Origin of the sequence: Exiguobacterium sp. s152, assembly GCF_018618335.1 — a bacterium.
GTDB classification, from domain to species: domain Bacteria; phylum Bacillota; class Bacilli; order Exiguobacteriales; family Exiguobacteriaceae; genus Exiguobacterium; species Exiguobacterium chiriqhucha.
On record NZ_JACSLX010000002.1, the window covers coordinates 348,915 to 369,855 of the forward strand.

The following is a 20,941-nucleotide window of genomic DNA, read 5'->3' on the forward strand; positions in this document are numbered from 1 at the left end:
AGCCCTTACGCCTCGACCGCAGAACCGGTGCGGCCTTTGTCGCTACCGAAGAACGATTTGAACGAGTGAAGCGTCGTCTGACGGTTCATCGCGGCGATTGATGTCGTGAGTGGAATACCTTTCGGACAAACTTCGACACAGTTTTGCGCGTTCCCGCACTGTGCGAGGCCGCCGTCTTCCATGAGCGCTTCGAGACGGTCCTCCGCGTGGAAGGCGCCAGTCGGATGCGAGTTGAAGAGACGGACTTGCGAAATGGCGGCCGGTCCGATGAAGCTCGATTTGTCATTGACGTTCGGGCACGCCTCGAGGCAGACACCGCACGTCATACATTTCGATAATTCATACGCCCATTGACGTTTGTTCTCTGGCATCCGCGGTCCAGGTCCGAGGTCGTACGTCCCGTCGATTGGGACCCATGCCTTCACTTTTTTCAACGCGTCGAACATGCGCTGACGGTCGACTTGAAGGTCACGGATGACCGGGAACGTCTTCATCGGAGCAAGGCGAATCGGCTGCTCGAGTTTATCAACGAGTGCCGTACACGATTGGCGCGGCTTGCCGTTGATGATCATCGAGCAGGCACCGCACACTTCCTCGAGACAGTTCATATCCCAGTTGATTGGTGTCGTCTTGTCCCCGTTCGCATTGACCGGGTTTCGGCGGATTTCCATCAACGCCGAGATGACGTTCATGTTCGGGCGGTACGGGACGGTGAACTCTTCCGTATAAGCGGCTTGGTCCGGTCCGTCCTGGCGTTCAATGATAAAACGAATATCTTTTTGTTCAGATTGCATCGGCGTCGTCATTTCGTCTTCGCCCCTTTCTTCGAGTAATCCCGTTTGCGCGGCGGGATTAACGAAACGTCGATCTCTTCATACGAGATATCGACTTCCCCTGCGTTGTAACGTGCCATCGTCGTCTTCATGAACTTGTCGTCATCACGTTCCGGGAAGTCCGGTTTGTAATGAGCACCACGGCTCTCGTCGCGTTTCAAAGCGCCAAGCGTGATGACGCGCGCGAGGTCGAGCATGTGGTCGAGTTGTCGGATGAACGATGCCCCTTGGTTGCTCCAGCGAGCCGTGTCGGTCGCGGAGATGTTGTTATAGCGTTCACGAAGCTCACGGAGTTTGAGGTCCGTCGCCTCGAGCTTGTCGTTGTAACGAACGACCGTGACGTTGTCGGTCATGAGTTCGCCGAGCTCGCGGTGGATTTGATACGCGTTTTCCGTACCGTCCATCGCGAGGATGTCGTTGAACCGCTCGATTTCTTCACGTTCGTTGAAGTTGAAGAGCGCTTCCGGCACGCTCTCTGTCGCTTGGTCGAGACCACGCATGTAGTGAACGGCCGCCGGACCGGCTTCCATCCCGCCGTATACGGCAGACAAGAGCGAGTTGGCCCCGAGACGGTTCGCACCGTGCATCGAGTAATCGCACTCACCGGCTGCGAACAGGCCTGGGATGTTTGTCATCTGATCGTAGTCGACCCATAGTCCGCCCATCGAATAGTGAACGGCCGGGAAGATCTTCATCGGGACTTTGCGTGGATCGTCGCCGACGAACTTCTCGTAAATCTCAAGGATCCCGCCGAGCTTGATGTCGAGCTCTTTCGAGTCTTTATGCGACAAATCGAGGTACACCATGTTCTCGCCGTTGACGCCGAGCTTTTGGTTGACACAGACGTCGAAGATCTCACGCGTCGCGATATCACGCGGCACGAGGTTTCCGTAGGCCGGATACTTCTCTTCAAGGAAGTACCATGGCTTACCGTCTTTATACGTCCAGACACGTCCGCCTTCACCGCGCGCCGATTCACTCATGAGACGAAGCTTGTCGTCCCCTGGGATCGCCGTCGGGTGGATTTGGATGAACTCACCGTTCGCATAGACGGCGCCTTGACGGTAAACCGCTCCAGCCGCTTGTCCGGTGTTGATGACCGAGTTCGTCGATTTGCCGAAGATGACACCCGGGCCGCCTGTCGCGAGGATGACCGCATCCGATGGGAACGCTTTAATTTCCATCGAGCGCAAATCCTGACAGACCGCACCACGACACACACCTGCTTCATCGATGATGGCCCGGAGGAACTCCCAGCCTTCATACTTCTCGACGAGACCTTGCGCCTCGTAGCGACGAACCTGCTCGTCTAGTGCGTACAGGAGCTGTTGCCCCGTCGTCGCACCGGCGTAAGCCGTACGGTGATGGAGCGTACCGCCGAAACGACGGAAGTCGAGAAGACCTTCTGGCGTCCGGTTGAACATGACGCCCATGCGGTCGAACATATGGATGATCTTCGGTGCCGCTTCCGCCATCTTTTGGACCGGCGGTTGGTTGGCGAGGAAGTCGCCCCCATAGACCGTGTCATCAAAGTGTTGCCAAGGAGAATCCCCTTCCCCTTTCGTGTTGACGGCACCGTTGATGCCGCCTTGTGCACAAACTGAATGTGAACGCTTGACCGGTACAAGCGAGAATAGTTTTACCGGAACACCCATCTCAGCCGACTTGATTGTCGCCATGAGTCCAGCCAGACCGCCACCGATGACGATCAAACTTTGATTTGCCATGAACTTTTCCCCCTAATTACAAGATGCCCGCGAACGTCAAGATAGAACGGATGCCGACAAAAGATAGTGCCAAGAAGACGACGCCTGAGACATAGCTCATGAAGCGCTGTGAACGAGGCGACTGTGTGATCCCCCACGTGATGGCAAACGACCAGAGACCGTTCGCGAAGTGGAACGTAGCCGAGAGGATCCCGACTATGTAGAAGATGAGCATGAGCGGATTGTCGACGATGTTTTGCATCATCTCCGCGTTCACTTCAACGCCACGCAACTTCGCCAAGCGCGTTTCCCAAACGTGCCATGCGATGAAGATAACGAGGAAGACGCCCGTGAAGCGTTGGAGCATGTACATCCAGTTACGGGCGTATGAGTAACGGTTCGTGTTAATCGAACCGAGGAACGCGTAATACACGCCATACACTCCGTGGAAGATCATCGGCAAAGCGATGATGGTCACTTCAAGGAAATACAAGTACGGTAAGCTCTCCATAAATTTTGCTGCCTTGTTGAACGACTCCACCCCATCGACGATATAGTAGTTGACCGACAAGTGAACGATCAAAAACAAGCCGATTGGGATGACCCCAAGTAGCGAATGGACTTTACGACTGAAATAGTCACGACGCGCTGCCATTCTAGTTCCCCCTTTTCACGAGCCCTTGGCTCGTTTTGTAAATAAAAGCGTTTTCAAATGTAAATATAGCTTTCTGTCTCCTATTCTACTCTTGTGAAATTTGTATGACAAGACAACCCGACCGATTTGTGCCACATTCTTTTGCAAAATACCCGGTGACCAAAAGGCGAATCGTCGTTATAATGGTATAGAGAGAATGGAGTGATGGAAGAAGATGGAAACGATGAGCCAACCCACTTTCGCGATCGAACTGCTTCGCGATTATGTGTTGACGGATTTGCTCGGGGACGATTACGCCCAAGTCATCTATTGGTCGGGCAAAAGGGTCGCACGCAAGTTCCCGGTCATGACGAATGACGAACTGAGCGCCTTCTTTATGGAGGCTGGCTGGGGGCAATTGACGCTCTTGAAAGAAAAAGGAAATAAGTTCTTGTTCGAACTACTTCCCCCGCCTGCGACCCAAGAAAAGGCAACCGGCTACTTCCAGCTTGAGGCTGGCTTTTTAGCCGAACAAATTGCCGGTCGTTCCCAATGCGTCGCCGAGGGCTACGCCGATGTGGCGCGCCAGGCCGTCCAAATCACCGTCCAACTAGACCGAAAAGATACGTATGAATGACGAAGAGCCGATGCGAACTGACCGCATCGGCTCTTGTTTTATCTTCATTCGTCCGTCTCCTCATGAACGTATTGCAAAACGGTCTCGGCCAACTTCTCGGGCAGGCCTGCTTCCTTCAACTGTTCTAGCGAGGCGAGTCGGATTTGTTTCATCGACCCGAAATGGCGGATCAACTGCTGACGTCGCTTCGGCCCGACGCCCGGGATATCGTCGAGCACCGACTTCGTCATCTTCTTCGTCCGCAAACTGCGGTGGAACGTGATGGCGAAGCGGTGGACCTCGTCTTGCATACGTTGGAGCAAATAGAACGCGCTCGAGCGCGAATTCAGTTCGACGACCCCGCCGCCTTCCCCGAACAAGAGCTGGCTCGTCCGGTGACGGTCATCTTTTTTGAGCGACCCGACCGGCAAGTCGAGCCCGAACTCGTTCTGCAGGACGTCGAGGGCGGCGTTCAATTGCCCGATGCCCCCGTCAATCAACAGCAAGTCCGGTAGACGCTTCTCTTCCGTCAACAGGCGACGGAACCGACGACGGACGACCTCTCGCATCGTCTCGTAGTCGTCCGGTCCTTGGACGGTACGAATCTTGTATTTCCGGTATTCCTTCTTGAGCGGCTTCCCGTCTTCGAAGACGACGAGTGCCGAGACGGCATCAGCCCCTTGGATGTTCGCGTTGTCGATGATGTCGACGCGTGACAAGTTCGGGATGCCGATCGCCTCACCGAGTTCACGCATGGCGAGGAGTGTCCGCTCTTCGTCGCGGGCGAGCAACTCGAACTTCTCGTTCAAGGCGATGCCCGCATTTTTCGTCGCCAAGTCGAGCAACTGTCGCTTCGCGCCGCGCTTCGGTTGCATCACTTTCGTCCCGATCGCCTCGTTCAATAAATCGATGCGGACGATCTCGGGGACGAGCACTTCCTTCGGCAATACGTTCTGCTCGTAGAACTGGACGATGAAACTCTCGAGCTCCTCAGACGGTTCGCCGTGGAGCGGGAACAGTGATACGTCGCGCTCGATCATCTTGCCGCCCCGCATATAGAACACTTGGACGCACATCCAGCCGCGGTCGAGCGTATAGCCGAAGACATCGCGAGCTGTCGGGTCGGCCGTGATCATGTTCTGTTTGTTCATAATCGACTCGACGGCCCGGATTTGGTCACGGAGCTCAGCGGCTCGTTCGAACTGCATATCTTCGGCCGCTCGTCCCATGTCGACTTGGAGCTTGGCGAGCGTCTCGCTCGTCTCCCCGTTCAGGAAGCGGCGAATTTCATGGACGATCTCTTTTTGCTCGTCCGTGTCGACAGCGAGCTCGCAAGGTCCGAGACACTGCCCGATATGGTAATACAGACAGAGCTTGCGCGGCATCGGTTGGCATTTCCGGAGCGGATACAGTTTATCGAGCAACCGCTTCGTCTCGTTGGCGGCATAGGCGTTCGGGTACGGGCCGAAATAGAAGCCGCCGTCCCGCTTCAGCTTCCGCGTCGTGAGTAACCTCGGGTACGGCTCGTTCGTGATCTTGATGTACGGGTACGACTTGTCGTCTTTGAGACGGATGTTGTATTTCGGGTCATGCTTTTTTATGAGCGTCATCTCGAGCAGAAGCGCCTCGAGTTCGCTCGCCGTGACGATATACTCAAAGTCGCGAATCTCAGCGACGAGGCGCATCGTCTTGATGTCATGCGCCCCGGTAAAATAAGACCGGACCCGGTTTTTCAGATTTTTCGCTTTCCCGACGTAAATGGTCTCGCCGTACTCGTTCTTATGCAAGTAACAGCCGGGCTCGTCCGGGAGGAGCGCCAATTTATGTTTAATGTGGTCAGAATGACTCAAATTCAATCACCTCAGTTTAAGTTCCTTCCAGACGGGAAAAATTTTGATGAAGTCTCAGAGGGAGGGTTTTGTTATGAAACGGTACGATGTCATCATCATCGGCAGCGGCTCGGCAGCGAGCCAAGCCGCTAACGTATTATGCGACGCCGGTAAACAAATTGCCATCGTCGAGAATTGGACGTTCGGCGGGACGTGTCCGCAACGCGGATGTGACCCGAAAAAGATGCTCGCGGAAGGAGCAGAGCTCATTGCCCGTACGGAACGGATGAAATCACTCGGTGTCCACGGCGAGCTCACGCTCGATTGGCACGCCTTTAAACGGCGTATCGACGAGTATCGTTTCGCCATCCCGACGACGAAGATGCATCATTGGAAAGAGCACGACATCGACTTGTTCGAAGGCGAACCCCATTTCATCGATGAAGACTCGATTGTCATTGATGGGCATGAAATCTCGGCGCATCAGTTTTTAATCGCTTCAGGCCTCATTCCGCGACCGCTCGACATCCCGGGTGGCGACTTGGCCATCACGAGCGACGACGTTTTCGACCTCGACGACTTGCCAAAACACATCATCATCATTGGGGCCGGCTATATCGCGTTCGAGTTCGCTCACATCCTCCGCCGCTTCGGGAGCGAGGTGACCCTCCTCATCCGATCGCGGGCACTTAAACAATTCGATCGCAAAGTCGTCAAACGTCTCGTCGATGAGACGATTCGGATCGGCATCGATGTCCGTTACGGCATCGAGCCCGTCCGGATGGATGGGGACGTGCTGACGTTATCAGATGACTCTACCCTCGAAGGCGTCGTCCTTAACGCCACCGGGCGAATTCCGAGCATCGAACGGCTCCGTTTGGACGCAGCCGGTATCGAGTCCGACCACGGCGGCGTCCTCGTCAATGAGTTCCTGCAGACGACGAATGCGAACGTATATGCAGCCGGGGACGTCGCCAAGAGCCGCAACCCGGCCCTCACCCCGTTTGCGGGGCAGGAAGGACGCATCGCCGCGCTCAACCTGCTCCGCAACAACACGCGTCCGCTCCCCGAGCGTCCCGCCCCGACGGTCGTCTTCACGACACCACCGATTGCCAAGGTCGGGCTGACGGTCGAGGAGGTGAAAGCGCGCGGCATCGACTATGAATGTAAAGACAACGACTTGTCCCATTTCCTCACGTATGAGCGGATCAACGACACGACGGCGTTCTCCCGCATATTGTTAAGCAAGGACGGTCATGTGCTCGGCGCCCACTTGATTGGGCAACACGCGCCGGAACTGATCAACCTGTTCTCGTTTATTATACAAAACAATATGACCCATCAACACGTCAAACACTTGGAGTTCGCGTATCCGACGTCCGCGTCCGATATCTCGTACATCATCTAAAAAAGGCTCTTCCATCGTGCGATGGAAGAGCCTTTCGTCATTCGATTCCTTTATCCTTATCTTCTTGCAAGGCGTCCTGGAGCGATTTGTCCCAGAGCTTTACCCCTTGAGCGTGAGCCGCCCGAGCGATCAAGTGTCCACCGACTGGAGCCGTCAACAAGACGAAGAACAGTCCGAGCAGAAGCCGTGCGTCAAAGATGCGCTGGTCGACCCAGACGTGCAAGAGCGCCGCGAACAGGACGAACATGACGCCGAGCGTCGCACTCTTCGAGGCGGCGTGGGCGCGGGAATAGATGTCCGGGAGCCGGATCAGACCGATCGCCGCGACGACGGTGAAGAACACCCCGATGATCGTGAAGACACCGGTCAAGATGTCATAAATCATTGTTGCGGTCATGTTGGATGATCTCTCCCTTCTCGAGGAATTTCGAGAATGCCACCGTTCCGATAAAGGCTAAAATCCCGAGCAAGAGGATGACCTCGAAGAACATCGTCGTATCGAGCAAAATCGATAACAACGACACGACCGAGATCAACCCGATGCCGATCGAGTCGAGGGCGATGACACGGTCCGCTGTCGTCGGCCCTTTGACGACCCGATACAGCATACCGAGCATGGCGAGCACGAGGATGGCGAGGGCGACGTAAATAATAATATTTAACATTAGCTGGTCGCCTCCTTGATGTTCGACTCAAAGTTATCGTAAATGTCTTGTTTGAGCGACTCTTTATCCGGCATATGGAGCGCATGGATGTAGAGCGTCTTATTGTCGTCTGACACTTGGACGACAAGCGTACCTGGTGTCAGCGTGATGAGCATCGATAGCCAACTCACTTTCCAACCGGCATCGAGTTCGGTGTGATACCGAAAGATGCCTGGTTGGATTTTTAGTTTCGGGCTCAAGACGAGCCGGAGCACTTCGATGTTGGCTACGACGAGTTCGCGACAGAAAATCAAGAACAGTTTAAGCAGTTTCAAGACGCGGATGAAATAGAAATCCGTATTCTTGAAGAAGCGGCGCATCATGAAGATGACGAGTAACCCGAGCAAGTAACCGATGATGAATCCGCTCGTCGTGAACGTACCCGTGAAGAACATCCAAATGAACGCCAGGAAAAAGTTGATGAGTAGTTGGTAAGCCATCTCTAAATCACTCCTTAATCACGGCATCGATATAGATTTCGGGTTGCACGAGCGGTTCGATTGCCTGGGTAATGAACGGATGCATCGCTTCGGCACCAAACCCGTAGGCGACGGCGACCGCGACAAGCAAGAACGTCGGCACGATGAGGCGGTTCATATACGGCACGAGCGGACCGTCATAGACGCGTTTCTCTTCTCCCCAAAATCCGTACAAGAAGATTTTGATGACCGAGAAGAGGACGAACAGACTCGACAGCAAGATGAGGAGCGGCCCGAATAGGCTGCCTTCCCCGACCCCGCCTTGAACAATCAACAGTTTCCCGAAAAATCCGCTGAGCGGCGGAATCCCGGCGAGCGACAACGCTGCGATGAAGAACGTCCAACCGAACAATGGGAAGCGGGTGATCAAACCGCCCATGTCGCGCAGTTGACCGGACTTGGTGATGCCGATCATCATCCCGACGAGCATGAACAAGGCGGCCTTGATCAACATGTCATGAATCAAATAGTAGAGCGCCCCTTCGAGCGACGTCTGCGTGTTGAGTGCGATTCCGTACAAGATGACGCCGACGGCGATCATGATGTTGTAGATGATGATCAACTTGACGTCGTTATAGGCGATCGCCCCAATCATCCCGATGACGATCGTCAACACGGCAAGGATAATCAAGAAGTTCTGCATGAACGCACTTCCACCATCAAACAGGAGCGTGTATGTCCGCAAAATCGAGTATACCCCGACTTTCGTCAGAAGTGCCCCGAACATGGCGAGAATCGGTGTCGGCGCCACGACATACGAGCCCGGGAGCCAGTAATGGAGCGGCACGAGTGCCCCTTTCAAGCCGAAGACGATGACGAAGAACACACCGATGACGGTGATGACGCTTTGATTCTCCACGAGCGGAATCTTTTGCGCGAGGTCCGCCAAACTGAGCGTACCGACCGTCCCGTAAAGAAGCGCGACGGCCATGACGAACAGCGCCGAGGCGATGACGTTCACGAGCAAATACTTGATCGACTCGCGTAACTGGACGCCCTTCCCGCCGAGCACGATCAACACGTACGACGAGATGAGGAAGACTTCAAAGAAGACGAACAAGTTGAAGATATCGCCTGTCGTGAAGGCACCGTTCACCCCGACGAGGAGGAACAGCATCGCGACGTAGACGTAGTTCGATTCATAGGCGTCTGAGAAGTAATGGGTCGCAAACCAGACGATGAAAAAGACGAGCAACGTCGACGTGGCGACGAGTAGTGCCGACAGCATGTCCGAGACGAGCGTGATGCCGAACGGTGCCGGCCAGTTCCCTAAGTTGACGGTCATAATGCCGTCTTGAGACACGGTGAAGATGAGCAGCACCGTCACTGCAAACGTTACAAGTAAAGCCCCGAGTGCCACTCCGCGTTGCAGACGAACTTGCTTCGGTGCGAAGAGAAGAAAGATGGCCGCAAGCGCCGGGATGACAATCGGAAAGATCGGTAAGTTAATCATTCGATTCCGTTCCTTTCATTTCCTCAATATTATCCGTGTTCAGTTCCTGGTAAGCCCGATACGCGAGCACGAGGAAGAACGCGGTCACCCCGAAGCTGATAACGATCGCCGTCAAGACGAGCGCTTGCGGGAGCGGGTCAGTATATTCCGTGACCCCATCGACGAGGACGGGTGCCGCTCCGGTTTTCAGTCCACCCATCGTCAAGACGAGCAAGTGGGCAGCGTGGCTGAGCAACCCGGTGCCGATGATGATGCGCAACAAACTCTTTGAGAGAATCATATAGACCGCGCTCATCGTCAGGACACCGATGATGATGCTAACGAAGATTTCCATTATTCACTCTCTCCAATCGTTTGAATGATCGTCATCGTCACACCGATGACCACAAGGTAAACGCCAAGGTCAAAGGCGATCGCCGTGTGAAGCGTCTGTTCGCCCAAGAGCGGCAAATCGAATTTGTCATAGGCGTGCGTCAGGAACGGACGGTCCCAGAAGATGCTGTGCAGCGACGTCAGTAACGCGATGGCGAGACCGAGCGCCGTCATCTTGCGATAATCGAACGGGAGCACGTCAGCGAGCGTCTTCGAATCGAAGGCGAGCAACAGCAACACGAGCGCCGCGGCCGTCATCAAACCACCGATGAACCCTCCGCCCGGCGAGTAGTGCCCGGCGAAGAAGAGGTTAATCGAGAACACGATGATGATGAAGAAGATGATCACCGCGGCCGTCTGTAAGATGACGTCATTGACTTGATCATTTTTTCGGTTCATGTTCACGTGCTCCTTTCGTACGTTCTGTCGTTCTGAATTTGATCATCGTGTAGATTCCGATGGCCGCGATGGCAAGGACGACGATCTCGAACAACGTATCAAAGCCACGGAAGTCGACAAGGACGACGTTGACCATGTTTTTCCCGGCTGCCAAATCATAGACGTTTTCTTTATAATACTCGGAGATCGACGACAGGGAACGGTTCGATAGCGCCATGAAGCTGAGGAGCGTCACCGTCACCCCGACGAAAATCGAGACAATCGCATTCTCGATTTTAAACTTAACACGCACTTCTTTCTTGCTGATCTCTGGCATATGGTAGAAGACGAGCAAGAACAACGCGACCGATACCGTCTCGATGACGAGCTGCGTCAACGCGAGGTCCGGTGCATTGAAAAAGACGAAGAACAACGCGACCGAATACCCGACGACACCGAGCAAGATGATTGACGGCAGACGCGAGCGCATGAACGTGATCGCGAGCGCCGCCAAGATGACGACGGCCCCGAGGACGTATTCATACGGCGCGACCGGTTCCATCTCGCCGAACGAGAAGTTGAACAAGTCGAAGCGATACATCGAGAACAACATCATGCCTGACAAGAACAAGAAGATGTACACCAAATACGAGCGGATGAAGCCCGTCATATAGTTGTCTTTAAAGCGGTACGCCGCCTTGTTCGACCAGACGAGCGTCCCGTCGTACATGCCATTGAGCGTCAAGCGATGCGGGATATGGTTGTAGATGCCCATCCACTTGTTGATTGTGAAGAACATGAGCGTCCCGAGCAGGACGATACCGATCGTCATAAGTAACTCAGGTGTGATGCCGTGCCAGAAGTAGATGTCGACTTTCACATCCTGACCGCTCGCGACGAGCGACGGATAGATCGACTCGACGGCCGGCTTGATGAGCGAGTTCGACAACACGTTCGGCACGAAACCGAGCACGACGACGAGGATAGCGAGAATCGCTGGCGGGATGAGCATCCCGATCGGTGCCTCGTGCGGCTGTTTCGGTAACCGGTCGAACTGGGCTTTGCCCATGAACGTCCGGGTGAAGATAATCAAGCTGTAGATGAATGTGAACACGCTCGCGATGAACGCGACGACCGGGATCAAGATGCCGATCGTATCGAGCGCGAAGAAGTCCATCGAGAACACTTTCGTGGTTGCCTTCAAGAACATCTCTTTACTGAGGAAGCCGTTGAACGGCGGCAACCCTGCCATCGACAATGAGCCGATGACGGCAATCGTGAACGTGATCGGCATGACGGTCATCAGACCGCCGAGCTTACGGATGTCACGCGTCCCCGTCTCGTGGTCGACGATTCCGACCATCATGAACAGCGACCCTTTGAACGTCGCATGGTTGATCAAGTGGAAGATCGCCGCGATCGTTGCGACCATATAGATGTTGTCATCCATGCCGTCATAATGTAGCGCCGCGGCCCCGAGGCCGAGAAGCGACATGATGAGACCGAGCTGACTGACCGTCGAGAAGGCGAGAATCCCTTTCAAATCGGTCTGTTTGACCGCGTTGAACGAACCCCAGAAGAGCGTGAACGTCCCGACCGAGGCAATGATCCATAGCCAGAGTGACGACTCCTGGAACACCGGGCTCATCCGTGCGACGAGATAGAGACCGGCCTTGACCATCGTCGCCGAGTGGAGGTACGCACTGACCGGGGTCGGTGCTTCCATCGCGTCCGGCAACCAGATGTGGAACGGGAATTGCGCTGACTTCGTGAAGGCGCCGAGCAAGATGAGAATCATCGCTGCGACAAAGAACGGGCTGTCGGCGATGAGTGCCTGATTGGCGACCATGTCACGGATGCTGAATGAGCCGACGATCGACTCGAGGATCACAATCCCCCCTAGCATCGACAAGCCCCCGAACACGGTGATGAGCATCGACTTACGTGCCCCGTAGCGTGAGCGTTCTTTCTCGTACCAATACCCGATCAACAGGAACGACGAAATCGATGTGAGTTCCCAGAACATGTACATGACGACCATGTTATCCGAGAGGACGACACCGAGCATCGCACCCATGAACAAGAGCAGGTACACATAAAAATGACCGAGCGACTCTTTGTCTTTATTCAAATAGTAAATCGAATAGAGGACGACGAGCGCTCCAATCCCTGTAATGAGGAGGGCAAACAATAATCCGAGCCCGTCCACGTAGGCCGTGAAGTTGATGCCGAGCGATGGCATCCATTCGACCGTCTCCGTCACGACGTCCCCTGCGCTCGTGATTCCGATGAAGCGGAAGAAGTACACGAACAGGACGACCGGAACGATTAACACGAACCAACCCGTATGAATTCGCTTCAGCGCCCGGAACAAGAACGGGATGAACGGTGCCGCGAGAAGCGGCAATAAGATAGCTAAATGTAACACCGACAAGAAAATTCCTCCTTCGAACAGAGTCTTACAAACGATGGGCCAATTATTAAGTTCACTTGACGCCATCATGTCTTCCTCATGAGTATAGCGTAAATTTTCAGTCTGTTTCCATGATAAAACCTTGCCGCATTTTCCAGTCTCCTCAAAAATTCCCGAACTGTTAAATATGAAGATAGTCGACAAAAAGCGACGAAAAAAAATCTGATTAAGCGTCGTATGTATCCGTTTTCAGATAGTGATTTTTCCGGATTCCCCGCTAAATCCGTACCGAACCTTAACCGTTGTTATTCCATGCGAAACGACTAAACTCCTTCTTCCCTAACGAGCCCAACAAAAAACAGCCGACTAGTTCCCCGGTCGGCTGTACGTGATTATTGTGCTGTTGCGATAAACTCTTTGAGTGCTTCTTTTGGTTGGAAGCCCATTGTTTTCGAAACAGGTTGTCCGTCTTTGAACATCATAAGTGTTGGGATACTTTGGATTTGGAAAGCGCCCGCTACTTCTGGGTTCTCGTCAACGTCGAGTTTGACGATTTGGACTTGGTCGCCCATCTCTTGGTCAAGCTCTTCGAGTACCGGTGCGATCATGCGGCACGGTCCACACCAAGCTGCCCAGAAATCGACGAGGACGACGCCCTCTTTTACTTCTTGTTCGAATGTTTGAGTCGTTGCGTGTTTAATAGCCATTTGGTAAATACCTCCCCAGTAAGATGTGAGAGCCGATTAAGAACTCTCATGCATTTCATGTTCAGAGTATACCACGGAGGGTACGTTTCCCCAAACATTCTGCATATCAGCTATTGACGAGGTGTTTGCGGAACTCTTCCGTCAAGAGCGGGACGACGTCGAACAAGTCACCGACAATGCCGTAGTCGGCCACGGTGAAGATGTTCGCTTCCGGGTCTTTGTTGATGGCGACGATGACTTTGGCGTTGCTCATCCCGGCCAAGTGTTGGATCGCCCCAGAGATGCCGCAGGCGATATACAAGTCCGGCGTGACGACTTTCCCGGTCTGCCCGATTTGTAGCGCGTAGTCACAGTAGTCGGCGTCACATGCTCCACGTGAAGCACCGACGGCCCCGCCGAGCAATTCCGAGAGCTCTTCGAGCGGCTTGAAGCCGTCCTCGCTCTTGACGCCACGGCCACCGGCGACGATGACTTTCGCTTCCGTCAAATCGACTTTCCCCGTCGCCTTGCGGACGACTTCTTTGACAATCATGGCGAGGTCCTTGAGCTCCACGCTCGGTGTCTCGACCGACACACTCGCTCCAGCCGTACGCGGAAGAGCGTCGATGTTGTTCGGACGGATCGTGAAGAACATGACCGAGTCTTTGAATTTCACTTTCTCGAACGCTTTCCCTGAATAGATCGGGCGGACGAACTCGGCATCTTTGCCAGATCCTTCAATCGAGACGACGTCACTGATGAGACCGGCGTCCAGACGAGCCGCTAGTTTCGGTGCGATATCTTTCCCGAGCGCCGTATGGCCGAGCACGATCATGTCCGGCGACTCCTGGTCGATGACTTGGCGGAGCACTTGTCCGTAACCGTCTGGCGTGTAGTGTTTGAGACGCTCGTCTTCGATGACGAGGACGCGTCCCGCGCCGTATTCCCCGAGTTCATTGGCGAGTGCTTTGACATCATCCCCGATGACGACCGCCGTCACGTCGTCCGTCAGTTGCTTCGCCGCGGCGATGGCTTCGAATGATACGTTTCGTAACGCGCCTTCACGCGCTTCTGCGAGTACTAGAGCTTTCATCTATGTGTCCCCCTTAAATGACTTTGGCTTCCGTGCGAAGTAATTGAACGAGCTCGCTCACTTGTGACGACGTATCCCCTTCAAGGATGCGTCCGGCTTTCTTCTCTTCTGGCAAGAACCGTTCAATCGTCTCGATCTTCGCTTCGATCTCGTCTTCATCGAGGTCGATGTCCGACAGTTCGAGTTCTTCGAGCGGCTTCTTCTTTGCCTTCATGATACCTGGAAGGCTCGGGTAACGCGGTTCGTTCAACCCTTGTTGCGCTGTCACGAGGAGCGGGAGCGCCACTTCGATCACTTCAGTGTCCCCTTCGACGTCGCGTGTGACCGTCGCCGTCGTGCCGTCGATTTTGAGTTCCGTGATCGTCGTCACGTAGTTCATGTCCAGCAGTTCAGCGACGCGTGGTGCGACTTGGCCGCTGCCGCCGTCGATGGCGACGTTCCCCGCGAAGATGAGATCTGGCGCTTGCTCTTTCAAGTACGTGGCGAGTACTTTTGAGATCGTCACGTGATCGGCGTCCTCGATGTCATCCTCGATTGAGATACGTACCGCTTTGTCCGCACCCATCGCGAGCGCCGTGCGAAGTTCTTTGTCCGCGTCTTCTGGACCGACCGTCACGACCGTGACTTCTCCCCCGAGATCGTCACGCTTGCGAATGGCCTCCTCGACCGCATACTCATCGTACGGGTTAATGATGAACTCAGCGCCGTCTTCTTGAATTTCCCCATTCTCGAGCTGAATCGCTTCTTCTGTATCGAACGTACGCTTCAGCAATACAAAAATATTCATCGTAGTTCCCCCTTTAAGTTGTTCGCACCATCATTCATGAATCAGCGTTCATTTTTTGAGCTAGCGAGAGGGCTTACGGTTAAGCAAGCCCTTTTTTTAACATATGGTGTACTTTCGGTAGCGTCGACATCAAGTCATACTTGAAGCCGCTCGCCATCCAACTCGTGACCACTTCGTCGATCGTGCCGAAAATCATCTGCCGAGCGAGTCGATAGTCGAGGTCGCGATCGAATTCGCCCGTGTCGATTCCGTGTTGTACGACCGCATCGATTAAGTTCAAGTACGGTTTGAGCACTTCGCTAATCTTTTGACGGAGCGCCAAGTTCGACTGACGGAGCTCGATTTGCGTCACGACGGCGAGGTCGTAATCGGCAGATAATTGCTTCAAGTGCGACTCAATCAACTGATACAGCTTGTCGCCGGCTGTCGTCTCCCGCTCGATTTGTTGTTTCGAGTAGTCGATGAACAGGCCCATCTTCGTCTGGAACAATTCAATTAACAGATGTTCCTTGTTTTTGAAGTACAGATAAATCGTTCCGTCGGCGACGCCCGCCTCTTTGGCGATGGCCGTCACCTTTGCACCGTGATAGCCATGATCCGCAATCACTTTCACTGCCGCATCGATAATGCGGTCACTTTTTGATCCATTCTTTGTCATAAACACCCAAGCTCCTTACCGCTGCTTAAAAATGAATGATGGTTCATTCATTTATTATTCTATCATGTGACACGCTTGTGTCAACTGCTTTGTTTCACTTGTTTCGCCTTCTCTTCGTCGACGAGGACGCGACGTAAAATCTTACCGACGAACGTCTTCGGCAACTCTTCTCGGAACTCATACAGCTTCGGTACTTTATACGCTGCGAGTTTCTCGCGACAGTGCTTGTCGAGCTCTTCTTCCGTCACGCTGGCGCCGTCACGCGTCACAATGAACGCCTTGACCGTCTCACCGCGATACGGGTCCGGTACGCCGATACAGACCGCTTCCTTGACGGCCGGATGTTCGTATAGCACTTCTTCGATCTCACGCGGATAGACGTTGAAGCCTCCGGCGATAATCATGTCTTTCTTCCGGTCGACGATATAAAAGAACCCGTCCTCGCCCATATAGCCGAGGTCACCGGTCGCGAGCCATTCGTCCTTCAAGACGGCTGCCGTCTCTTCTGGCTTCTGCCAGTACCCTTTCATCACTTGCGGACCGTGCAGCATGATCTCCCCGATTTCGCCGATATCGGCCAGCGTCTCTCCGTCTGCCTTTACAATTTTAGCAGATGTGTCCGACAACGGCACCCCGATCGAGCCGACAATCCGTTTATCCCATAAGAAGTTCGCATGCGTGACCGGTGACGTCTCCGACAAGCCGTAGCCTTCGACGATACGTCCGCCCGTGATGCTCTCGAACTGCTCCTGTACTTCGACCGGCAGCGGGGCCGAGCCCGAGATACACGCCTCGATTGACGACAAGTCGTATTTTTTCAGTTTCGGGTCGTTCAAGATACCGACGTACATCGTTGGGGCACCCGGGAAGAAATGTGGTTTCTTCTTATTGATTGTCTTTAAGACATCGGTGACGTCGAAGCGTGGCACGAGGACGAGCTCGTATCCGTTCGCCATCCCGAAGTTCAGGCAGCATGACATCCCGTAAATATGGAAGAACGGCACGACGCATAGGACCCGCTTCTCATCACCACGGTTATATCTATAGAAGAAGTTCGAAATCTGGTCGACGTTCGCCGTCAAGTTGAAGTGCGTCAGCATAACGCCTTTCGGCAGACCTGTTGTCCCGCCCGTATACTGCAGGACCGCGACGTCTTCTTTCGGGTCGACTGTGACCGGCGTGATCGGATCGAACTGTTTATAGTCCTTGAACGCGACCGAACCTGTCGTATCGATGACGATGTTGTTCTCGCGCTTCACTTTGATCGGATACAGCTTGTTCTTCGGGAATGGCAGATAGTCGGCGATGCTCGTCGTGATAATCGTTTTGACGTCCGTCTTCTGCTTCACACGAAGTGATTTTGGATACAGGAGGTCGAGCGTGACGATGATGCTCGCACCGGAGTCCGTGATCAAGTTCTCGAGCTCATGCTCCGTGTAGAGCGGATTCGTCTGGACGACCGTACCGCCGGCGTACAGGACCGCATAGAACGAAATGACGAATTGCGGACAGTTCGGGAGCATCAGACTGACACGGTCCCCTTTTTGCAGCCCTTTCGATTGAAGCATCGTCGCCAACCGTTTCGCCGCATCGTCGACTTCGGCGAACGTCAACTCTTTACCGATGAAGGAGATGGCGGTCTTGTTCGGGAAATCGGTCGCGGCTCGGGATAGCGCATCATAGAGCGGCTTCACCTCATAGTCAATCGTTTTTGGCATGTCAGCTGGATAATCTTGCAACCACGGTTTGTTCATCGCTTTTCCTCCTTGGAATGAATAGTCATTCAGTTAACTCTATTATAATGCCAAGAAAACGCTTTCATCTACCTTTTACCCGATAATTTTCAGAAAATATCGAAAAAACGTGTGCGAATGAAAGTTTCCGCACACGTTTAGATTCTCTTGAAATAGGCTTCCGTCTGTTCTTCGTTGCTGATTTTCTCGTCCAAGCGGTCCTTCAATTCCTTCTCCCACTTGATTGTCGAGAAGTCGATGTCGAGCCACGCCTCCATCTCCGGGCGCGAGAATGCGTACGTCCGGTTCGGGAAAGCGAAGCGGACGATTTCCGCGTTTTGGACGAGCGTGAAATATGTCGCCGCGTTGCGGATGGCCAACCGCTCTTGCTCAATGCGCTCGATTTCCGGGTCGCTGTACCGCACCGTCAAGCCGTACGGCCGTTTCGACGTCTGTAGCTCGATCGACTTGTAGCAGTCATGCATCGGTAACGTCTGCGCGATGCCCGAGACGGCGCTGTTGTCACCGACATATGAATCTTTATATTGGAAGGCGTTCGGTCGATGGGTATCCCCGCATCCCGCGAGCATGACGAGCAAGACGACGAGCAGACTGAGCCGTTTCATGAGAACCCTCCTTTTTATGATTTCAGTTTCAGGTTGAAGCGGTAAAGCAACCGTTTCGCGAGCAAGTGGGCGATGAAGCCGCCGATTAGGAAGCCAACAGTGTATAATCCAATGCCTGGGTAAATTCCAAATGTCGCGAGGATGATTCCACCGAGCATGCCAAAACAGAGCACCATGATGATATGGATCAACCAAAGCCAGTTCGAGAACATGAAGAAGCGGCCATTGTTCTCTTGCGGCGCTCGGTTAAACATCCAAAGGCCAAGGCCAAACGATAGGACGATGAACGCGAGCGCACTCCATGGTGCAATCGCGATAAACTTTTGCCATTCCGCTTGATTGGTAAAGTACTGATACATATCGACATTCACAAGGTTCGAAATCGGTGATAGGACACGCAAGTATATGCTTTGGTATAAACCGTCAAAGACTTGATACGTCGAGTCATACCGTTGGCCAATCGCAAAAAATGAACCTTGTACGAGCGCGATGATACCAAAAGGAAAAATAAGGGCGATGACCGTCCAAATGACTTGGGAAATGGATTCTCCTCCGAACGAACCCATCCATAGAGCGGCTGAGAAAAACGAGATTCCACTAAGCATCCAAAGGACAATGAGCGCGATGACTCGATTCGTGCTGCCCTCCATCAAAAACGCATAATCGGAGAAGTGAATCAACAGGATCATGAGTGTTCCCCCGAGGACAGATGATACGATAATCCCAATCGTCCCAATCAACCATTTTGATATGTAAAGCTGCGTCCTTGTGAACGGGAGCGACATCGTAAAATCGGACATTTGACTATTCCGTTCCGTCCCAATCAAGACAGAGGCCATGAGCGCTCCAAAAATGACGAACACAAACAATACCCCACCCATTGGCATGAGCGTTTGTAAGTCTCCAATCCAATAGCCCGTTCCATTATTTTCATTAAAAAAGTCTCGGACGGACATATCAGACGCATCCCCCTCAATCCAATCGGCATATTCACCTGGATTTTCTTGTATGTTACGAAGTTCCTGGTCGAAGTATTGCATCTGTGACCAGACCGGTACCGTGAACGCAATCACTCCGAGAAAAACGAGCAACATCCATAAAATCGAGACTTGTTTCCAATCTTTCTTTAATAGGACTTTAAAAGACACTTGCCTCACCTCCTAATTGGACCCGGAAGATGTCTTCGAGCGACATCGGGATCTCTTCGATTAACATCGGGTCGTGTGCATCGACGAACGTGTCGAGCTCTTTCGTCCGTTCTTTCGCCATGAACAAGGCGACGCGTCCGGTCACATTGATGATTTCGATGTCCTTGCGCTCGAGCAGCTCGACCGGTACTTGGTCGTTGAAAACGACTTGCAGTTTGACGCTCGTCTCGCGCGCCTCCTCGAGCGACATGATCGCCTTAACGCGCCCCTTCTCAAGCATGATGATGCGGTCGGCGATTCGTTCGAGCTCATGTAACTGGTGACTCGAGACGATGATGGAACAGTTACGTGCCTCGACTTGGGCAATCATCAGTTTCAAAACGTCCGACTTGGCGACGACGTCGAGTCCGTCCGTCGGTTCATCGAGCAGATAATATTTCGCTTGGACGGCGAACGCGAGCGAGAGCGTCACCATCGCCTTCTGCCCTTTCGAGAGCTGGCGAATCTTCTTGTTATCGATGTTATATCGGGTGAGCGTCTCTCTGAAAATCGATCGGTTGAACGATGGATAAATCGATTCGTAGAGCGCAGCCGCCTCGTTAATCGTATAATGTTTGAGGGCGTCGGCCGAATCCGGGACGAAGATGACGTCACGCTTCAACTCTGCTTTCTCAAAGATGCTTGACGGTCCGTAGCGGACATCGCCTTGATCCGGCCGAATGATGCCGACCATCGTCCGGAGCAGTGTCGTTTTGCCGGCCCCGTTCCGGCCGACGAGCGCGATGATTTCACCCGAGTTGACCGTGAAGTCGATATCTTCTAACACTGACTGGCGATCGATTGTCTTACTCAGTTGCTGTACTGTCAGCATGGTTCTCCCCTACTTTCTTATACTCTGTCTCAAATAGCGTCAGCGCTTCGGTGAGCTCAATGTTGGCATAATGGCAATCGATGGCGAGTTTCTTGATCGCTTCCAGGATTGGCGCTCGCGGCGAGTCTTGGTCAATCCAGTCCTTGGACACGAACGTCCCGCGTCCGCGATGCATCTCGAGCAAGCCGAGCCGTTCGAGTTCCTGATACGCCTTGCTGACCGTGTTTGGATTGATGACGAGGTCGGTCGCGAGGTCACGCACCGACATGACTTTATCCCCCGGACGTAAGATGCCACGGATGACGAGCGCTTTCGTCTGGTTGACGATTTGTTCATATAGCGGTTCCGCGCTCTTCATATCAATTTTATATAACATGGGTCACACCCTTTCTTGTGTACGTAACTTAAGTGTATTATATGTATTAGTACACGTAAAGACATTAGTTCTTCAAGGGCACTTTCAGTTTACAGGTATTTGGTAATAAATTGAATACGACTTTGGACCGAGGTAGGG

General features: G+C 53.4%; 22 protein-coding genes. 2 read left to right on the forward strand and 20 right to left on the reverse strand.

Translation table 11 applies throughout. The features are described 5' to 3' along the window. Positions 1-5: 5 nt before the first annotated feature. From sdhB to KNP72_RS05815, 3 genes are read right to left on the reverse strand one after another with little or no spacing between them, the layout of a single operon-like run. Positions 6-794 carry a succinate dehydrogenase iron-sulfur subunit gene (gene sdhB / locus KNP72_RS05805; protein WP_200881496.1) on the reverse strand — a complete coding sequence of 263 codons (789 nt, stop codon included), beginning with the start codon at positions 792-794 and terminating at the stop codon, positions 6-8. 8 nt (positions 795-802) lie between these two features. Continuing rightward, the gene (sdhA, locus tag KNP72_RS05810; protein ID WP_034776790.1) at positions 803-2,560 is read right to left on the reverse strand and encodes a succinate dehydrogenase flavoprotein subunit; all 1,758 of its coding nucleotides are present in this window, start codon (positions 2,558-2,560) and stop codon (positions 803-805) included. 16 nt (positions 2,561-2,576) lie between these two features. Then, on the reverse strand, positions 2,577-3,194 hold the full coding sequence (locus KNP72_RS05815) for a succinate dehydrogenase cytochrome b558 subunit (RefSeq protein WP_034776788.1): 618 nt from the start codon (positions 3,192-3,194) through the stop codon (positions 2,577-2,579). Between the two features lie 223 nt (positions 3,195-3,417). Here KNP72_RS05815 and KNP72_RS05820 point away from each other — a divergent pair, with 223 nt between their 5' ends. Then, a complete protein-coding gene (locus KNP72_RS05820; RefSeq protein ID WP_251128893.1) occupies positions 3,418-3,810 on the forward strand; it encodes a YslB family protein in 393 nt (130 codons plus the stop codon). Between the two features lie 44 nt (positions 3,811-3,854). Here the strand turns inward: KNP72_RS05820 and uvrC are convergent, their stop codons facing one another. Next, a complete protein-coding gene (uvrC, locus tag KNP72_RS05825) occupies positions 3,855-5,639 on the reverse strand; it encodes an excinuclease ABC subunit UvrC (protein WP_214832466.1) in 1,785 nt (594 codons plus the stop codon). A gap of 73 nt (positions 5,640-5,712) precedes the next feature. On the opposite strand from uvrC, the gene KNP72_RS05830 reads away from it, so the two are divergent. Then, a complete protein-coding gene (locus KNP72_RS05830; RefSeq protein ID WP_214832468.1) occupies positions 5,713-7,026 on the forward strand; it encodes a dihydrolipoyl dehydrogenase family protein in 1,314 nt (437 codons plus the stop codon). A gap of 37 nt (positions 7,027-7,063) precedes the next feature. Here KNP72_RS05830 and mnhG read toward each other — a convergent pair whose 3' ends face one another. The 16 genes from mnhG to KNP72_RS05910 form a co-directional block, all read right to left on the reverse strand. Beyond that, a complete protein-coding gene (gene mnhG / locus KNP72_RS05835) occupies positions 7,064-7,423 on the reverse strand; it encodes a monovalent cation/H(+) antiporter subunit G (RefSeq protein ID WP_031200113.1) in 360 nt (119 codons plus the stop codon). Then, positions 7,401-7,691, reverse strand: a complete 291-nt coding sequence (locus tag KNP72_RS05840) for a Na(+)/H(+) antiporter subunit F1 (protein WP_114165745.1) — start codon at positions 7,689-7,691, stop codon at positions 7,401-7,403. The genes mnhG and KNP72_RS05840 overlap by 23 nt, the downstream gene beginning before the upstream one ends. Next, a complete protein-coding gene (locus KNP72_RS05845; RefSeq protein WP_214832470.1) occupies positions 7,691-8,170 on the reverse strand; it encodes a Na+/H+ antiporter subunit E in 480 nt (159 codons plus the stop codon). The genes KNP72_RS05840 and KNP72_RS05845 overlap by 1 nt, the downstream gene beginning before the upstream one ends. A gap of 7 nt (positions 8,171-8,177) precedes the next feature. Beyond that, the gene (locus KNP72_RS05850) at positions 8,178-9,662 is read right to left on the reverse strand and encodes a Na+/H+ antiporter subunit D (protein ID WP_138859773.1); all 1,485 of its coding nucleotides are present in this window, start codon (positions 9,660-9,662) and stop codon (positions 8,178-8,180) included. Next, positions 9,655-9,996 (reverse strand): Na(+)/H(+) antiporter subunit C, encoded by a 342-nt coding sequence (locus KNP72_RS05855; RefSeq protein WP_021066825.1) that lies wholly within the window; start codon positions 9,994-9,996, stop codon positions 9,655-9,657. Before KNP72_RS05855 ends, KNP72_RS05850 begins: the two co-directional genes overlap by 8 nt. Next, entirely contained in the window at positions 9,996-10,433 is a 438-nt protein-coding gene (locus tag KNP72_RS05860; RefSeq protein WP_138859774.1) for a Na(+)/H(+) antiporter subunit B, read from the reverse strand. The genes KNP72_RS05855 and KNP72_RS05860 overlap by 1 nt, the downstream gene beginning before the upstream one ends. After that, a complete protein-coding gene (locus KNP72_RS05865; protein WP_214832472.1) occupies positions 10,417-12,846 on the reverse strand; it encodes a Na+/H+ antiporter subunit A in 2,430 nt (809 codons plus the stop codon). Before KNP72_RS05865 ends, KNP72_RS05860 begins: the two co-directional genes overlap by 17 nt. A 371-nt stretch (positions 12,847-13,217) precedes the next feature. Continuing rightward, positions 13,218-13,532 carry a thioredoxin gene (trxA, locus tag KNP72_RS05870; RefSeq protein ID WP_021066822.1) on the reverse strand — a complete coding sequence of 105 codons (315 nt, stop codon included), beginning with the start codon at positions 13,530-13,532 and terminating at the stop codon, positions 13,218-13,220. A gap of 106 nt (positions 13,533-13,638) precedes the next feature. Then, positions 13,639-14,604 (reverse strand): electron transfer flavoprotein subunit alpha/FixB family protein, encoded by a 966-nt coding sequence (locus tag KNP72_RS05875; protein ID WP_214832474.1) that lies wholly within the window; start codon positions 14,602-14,604, stop codon positions 13,639-13,641. A gap of 13 nt (positions 14,605-14,617) precedes the next feature. Further along, positions 14,618-15,391, reverse strand: a complete 774-nt coding sequence (locus KNP72_RS05880; protein ID WP_214832476.1) for an electron transfer flavoprotein subunit beta/FixA family protein — start codon at positions 15,389-15,391, stop codon at positions 14,618-14,620. 79 nt (positions 15,392-15,470) lie between these two features. Continuing rightward, on the reverse strand, positions 15,471-16,049 hold the full coding sequence (locus KNP72_RS05885; RefSeq protein WP_021066819.1) for a fatty acid metabolism transcriptional regulator FadR: 579 nt from the start codon (positions 16,047-16,049) through the stop codon (positions 15,471-15,473). A gap of 80 nt (positions 16,050-16,129) precedes the next feature. Further along, a complete protein-coding gene (locus KNP72_RS05890; protein WP_214832478.1) occupies positions 16,130-17,803 on the reverse strand; it encodes an AMP-binding protein in 1,674 nt (557 codons plus the stop codon). Between the two features lie 137 nt (positions 17,804-17,940). Continuing rightward, positions 17,941-18,408 (reverse strand): DUF4825 domain-containing protein, encoded by a 468-nt coding sequence (locus KNP72_RS05895; RefSeq protein WP_058763177.1) that lies wholly within the window; start codon positions 18,406-18,408, stop codon positions 17,941-17,943. Between the two features lie 14 nt (positions 18,409-18,422). Further along, the gene (locus tag KNP72_RS05900; protein ID WP_214832480.1) at positions 18,423-19,556 is read right to left on the reverse strand and encodes an ABC transporter permease subunit; all 1,134 of its coding nucleotides are present in this window, start codon (positions 19,554-19,556) and stop codon (positions 18,423-18,425) included. Next, positions 19,546-20,427: an ABC transporter ATP-binding protein gene (locus KNP72_RS05905; protein WP_214832482.1), complete on the reverse strand. Its 882-nt coding sequence runs from the start codon at positions 20,425-20,427 to the stop codon at positions 19,546-19,548. The genes KNP72_RS05900 and KNP72_RS05905 overlap by 11 nt, the downstream gene beginning before the upstream one ends. Next, the gene (locus KNP72_RS05910; RefSeq protein WP_214832484.1) at positions 20,402-20,803 is read right to left on the reverse strand and encodes a GntR family transcriptional regulator; all 402 of its coding nucleotides are present in this window, start codon (positions 20,801-20,803) and stop codon (positions 20,402-20,404) included. The genes KNP72_RS05905 and KNP72_RS05910 overlap by 26 nt, the downstream gene beginning before the upstream one ends. Between the last annotated feature and the right edge of the window lie 138 nt (positions 20,804-20,941).

Bases quoted from the DNA above. Each gene is read 5' to 3' on its own strand.
- KNP72_RS05890 (WP_214832478.1), bottom strand. From the start codon at position 17,803: ATGAACAAACCGTGGTTGCAAGATTATCCAGCTGACATGCCAAAAACG.
- KNP72_RS05880 (WP_214832476.1), bottom strand. From the start codon at position 15,391: ATGAATATTTTTGTATTGCTGAAGCGTACGTTCGATACAGAAGAAGCG.
- trxA (WP_021066822.1), bottom strand. From the start codon at position 13,532: ATGGCTATTAAACACGCAACGACTCAAACATTCGAACAAGAAGTAAAA.
- mnhG (WP_031200113.1), bottom strand. From the start codon at position 7,423: ATGACCGCAACAATGATTTATGACATCTTGACCGGTGTCTTCACGATC.
- KNP72_RS05845 (WP_214832470.1), bottom strand. From the start codon at position 8,170: ATGGCTTACCAACTACTCATCAACTTTTTCCTGGCGTTCATTTGGATG.
- KNP72_RS05840 (WP_114165745.1), bottom strand. From the start codon at position 7,691: ATGTTAAATATTATTATTTACGTCGCCCTCGCCATCCTCGTGCTCGCC.
- KNP72_RS05830 (WP_214832468.1), top strand. From the start codon at position 5,713: ATGAAACGGTACGATGTCATCATCATCGGCAGCGGCTCGGCAGCGAGC.
- KNP72_RS05885 (WP_021066819.1), bottom strand. From the start codon at position 16,049: ATGACAAAGAATGGATCAAAAAGTGACCGCATTATCGATGCGGCAGTG.
- KNP72_RS05910 (WP_214832484.1), bottom strand. From the start codon at position 20,803: ATGTTATATAAAATTGATATGAAGAGCGCGGAACCGCTATATGAACAA.
- sdhA (WP_034776790.1), bottom strand. From the start codon at position 2,560: ATGGCAAATCAAAGTTTGATCGTCATCGGTGGCGGTCTGGCTGGACTC.
- KNP72_RS05860 (WP_138859774.1), bottom strand. From the start codon at position 10,433: ATGAACCGAAAAAATGATCAAGTCAATGACGTCATCTTACAGACGGCC.
- KNP72_RS05820 (WP_251128893.1), top strand. From the start codon at position 3,418: ATGAGCCAACCCACTTTCGCGATCGAACTGCTTCGCGATTATGTGTTG.
- KNP72_RS05850 (WP_138859773.1), bottom strand. From the start codon at position 9,662: ATGATTAACTTACCGATCTTTCCGATTGTCATCCCGGCGCTTGCGGCC.
- KNP72_RS05875 (WP_214832474.1), bottom strand. From the start codon at position 14,604: ATGAAAGCTCTAGTACTCGCAGAAGCGCGTGAAGGCGCGTTACGAAAC.
- KNP72_RS05855 (WP_021066825.1), bottom strand. From the start codon at position 9,996: ATGGAAATCTTCGTTAGCATCATCATCGGTGTCCTGACGATGAGCGCG.
- KNP72_RS05815 (WP_034776788.1), bottom strand. From the start codon at position 3,194: ATGGCAGCGCGTCGTGACTATTTCAGTCGTAAAGTCCATTCGCTACTT.
- KNP72_RS05905 (WP_214832482.1), bottom strand. From the start codon at position 20,427: ATGCTGACAGTACAGCAACTGAGTAAGACAATCGATCGCCAGTCAGTG.
- sdhB (WP_200881496.1), bottom strand. From the start codon at position 794: ATGCAATCTGAACAAAAAGATATTCGTTTTATCATTGAACGCCAGGAC.
- KNP72_RS05895 (WP_058763177.1), bottom strand. From the start codon at position 18,408: ATGAAACGGCTCAGTCTGCTCGTCGTCTTGCTCGTCATGCTCGCGGGA.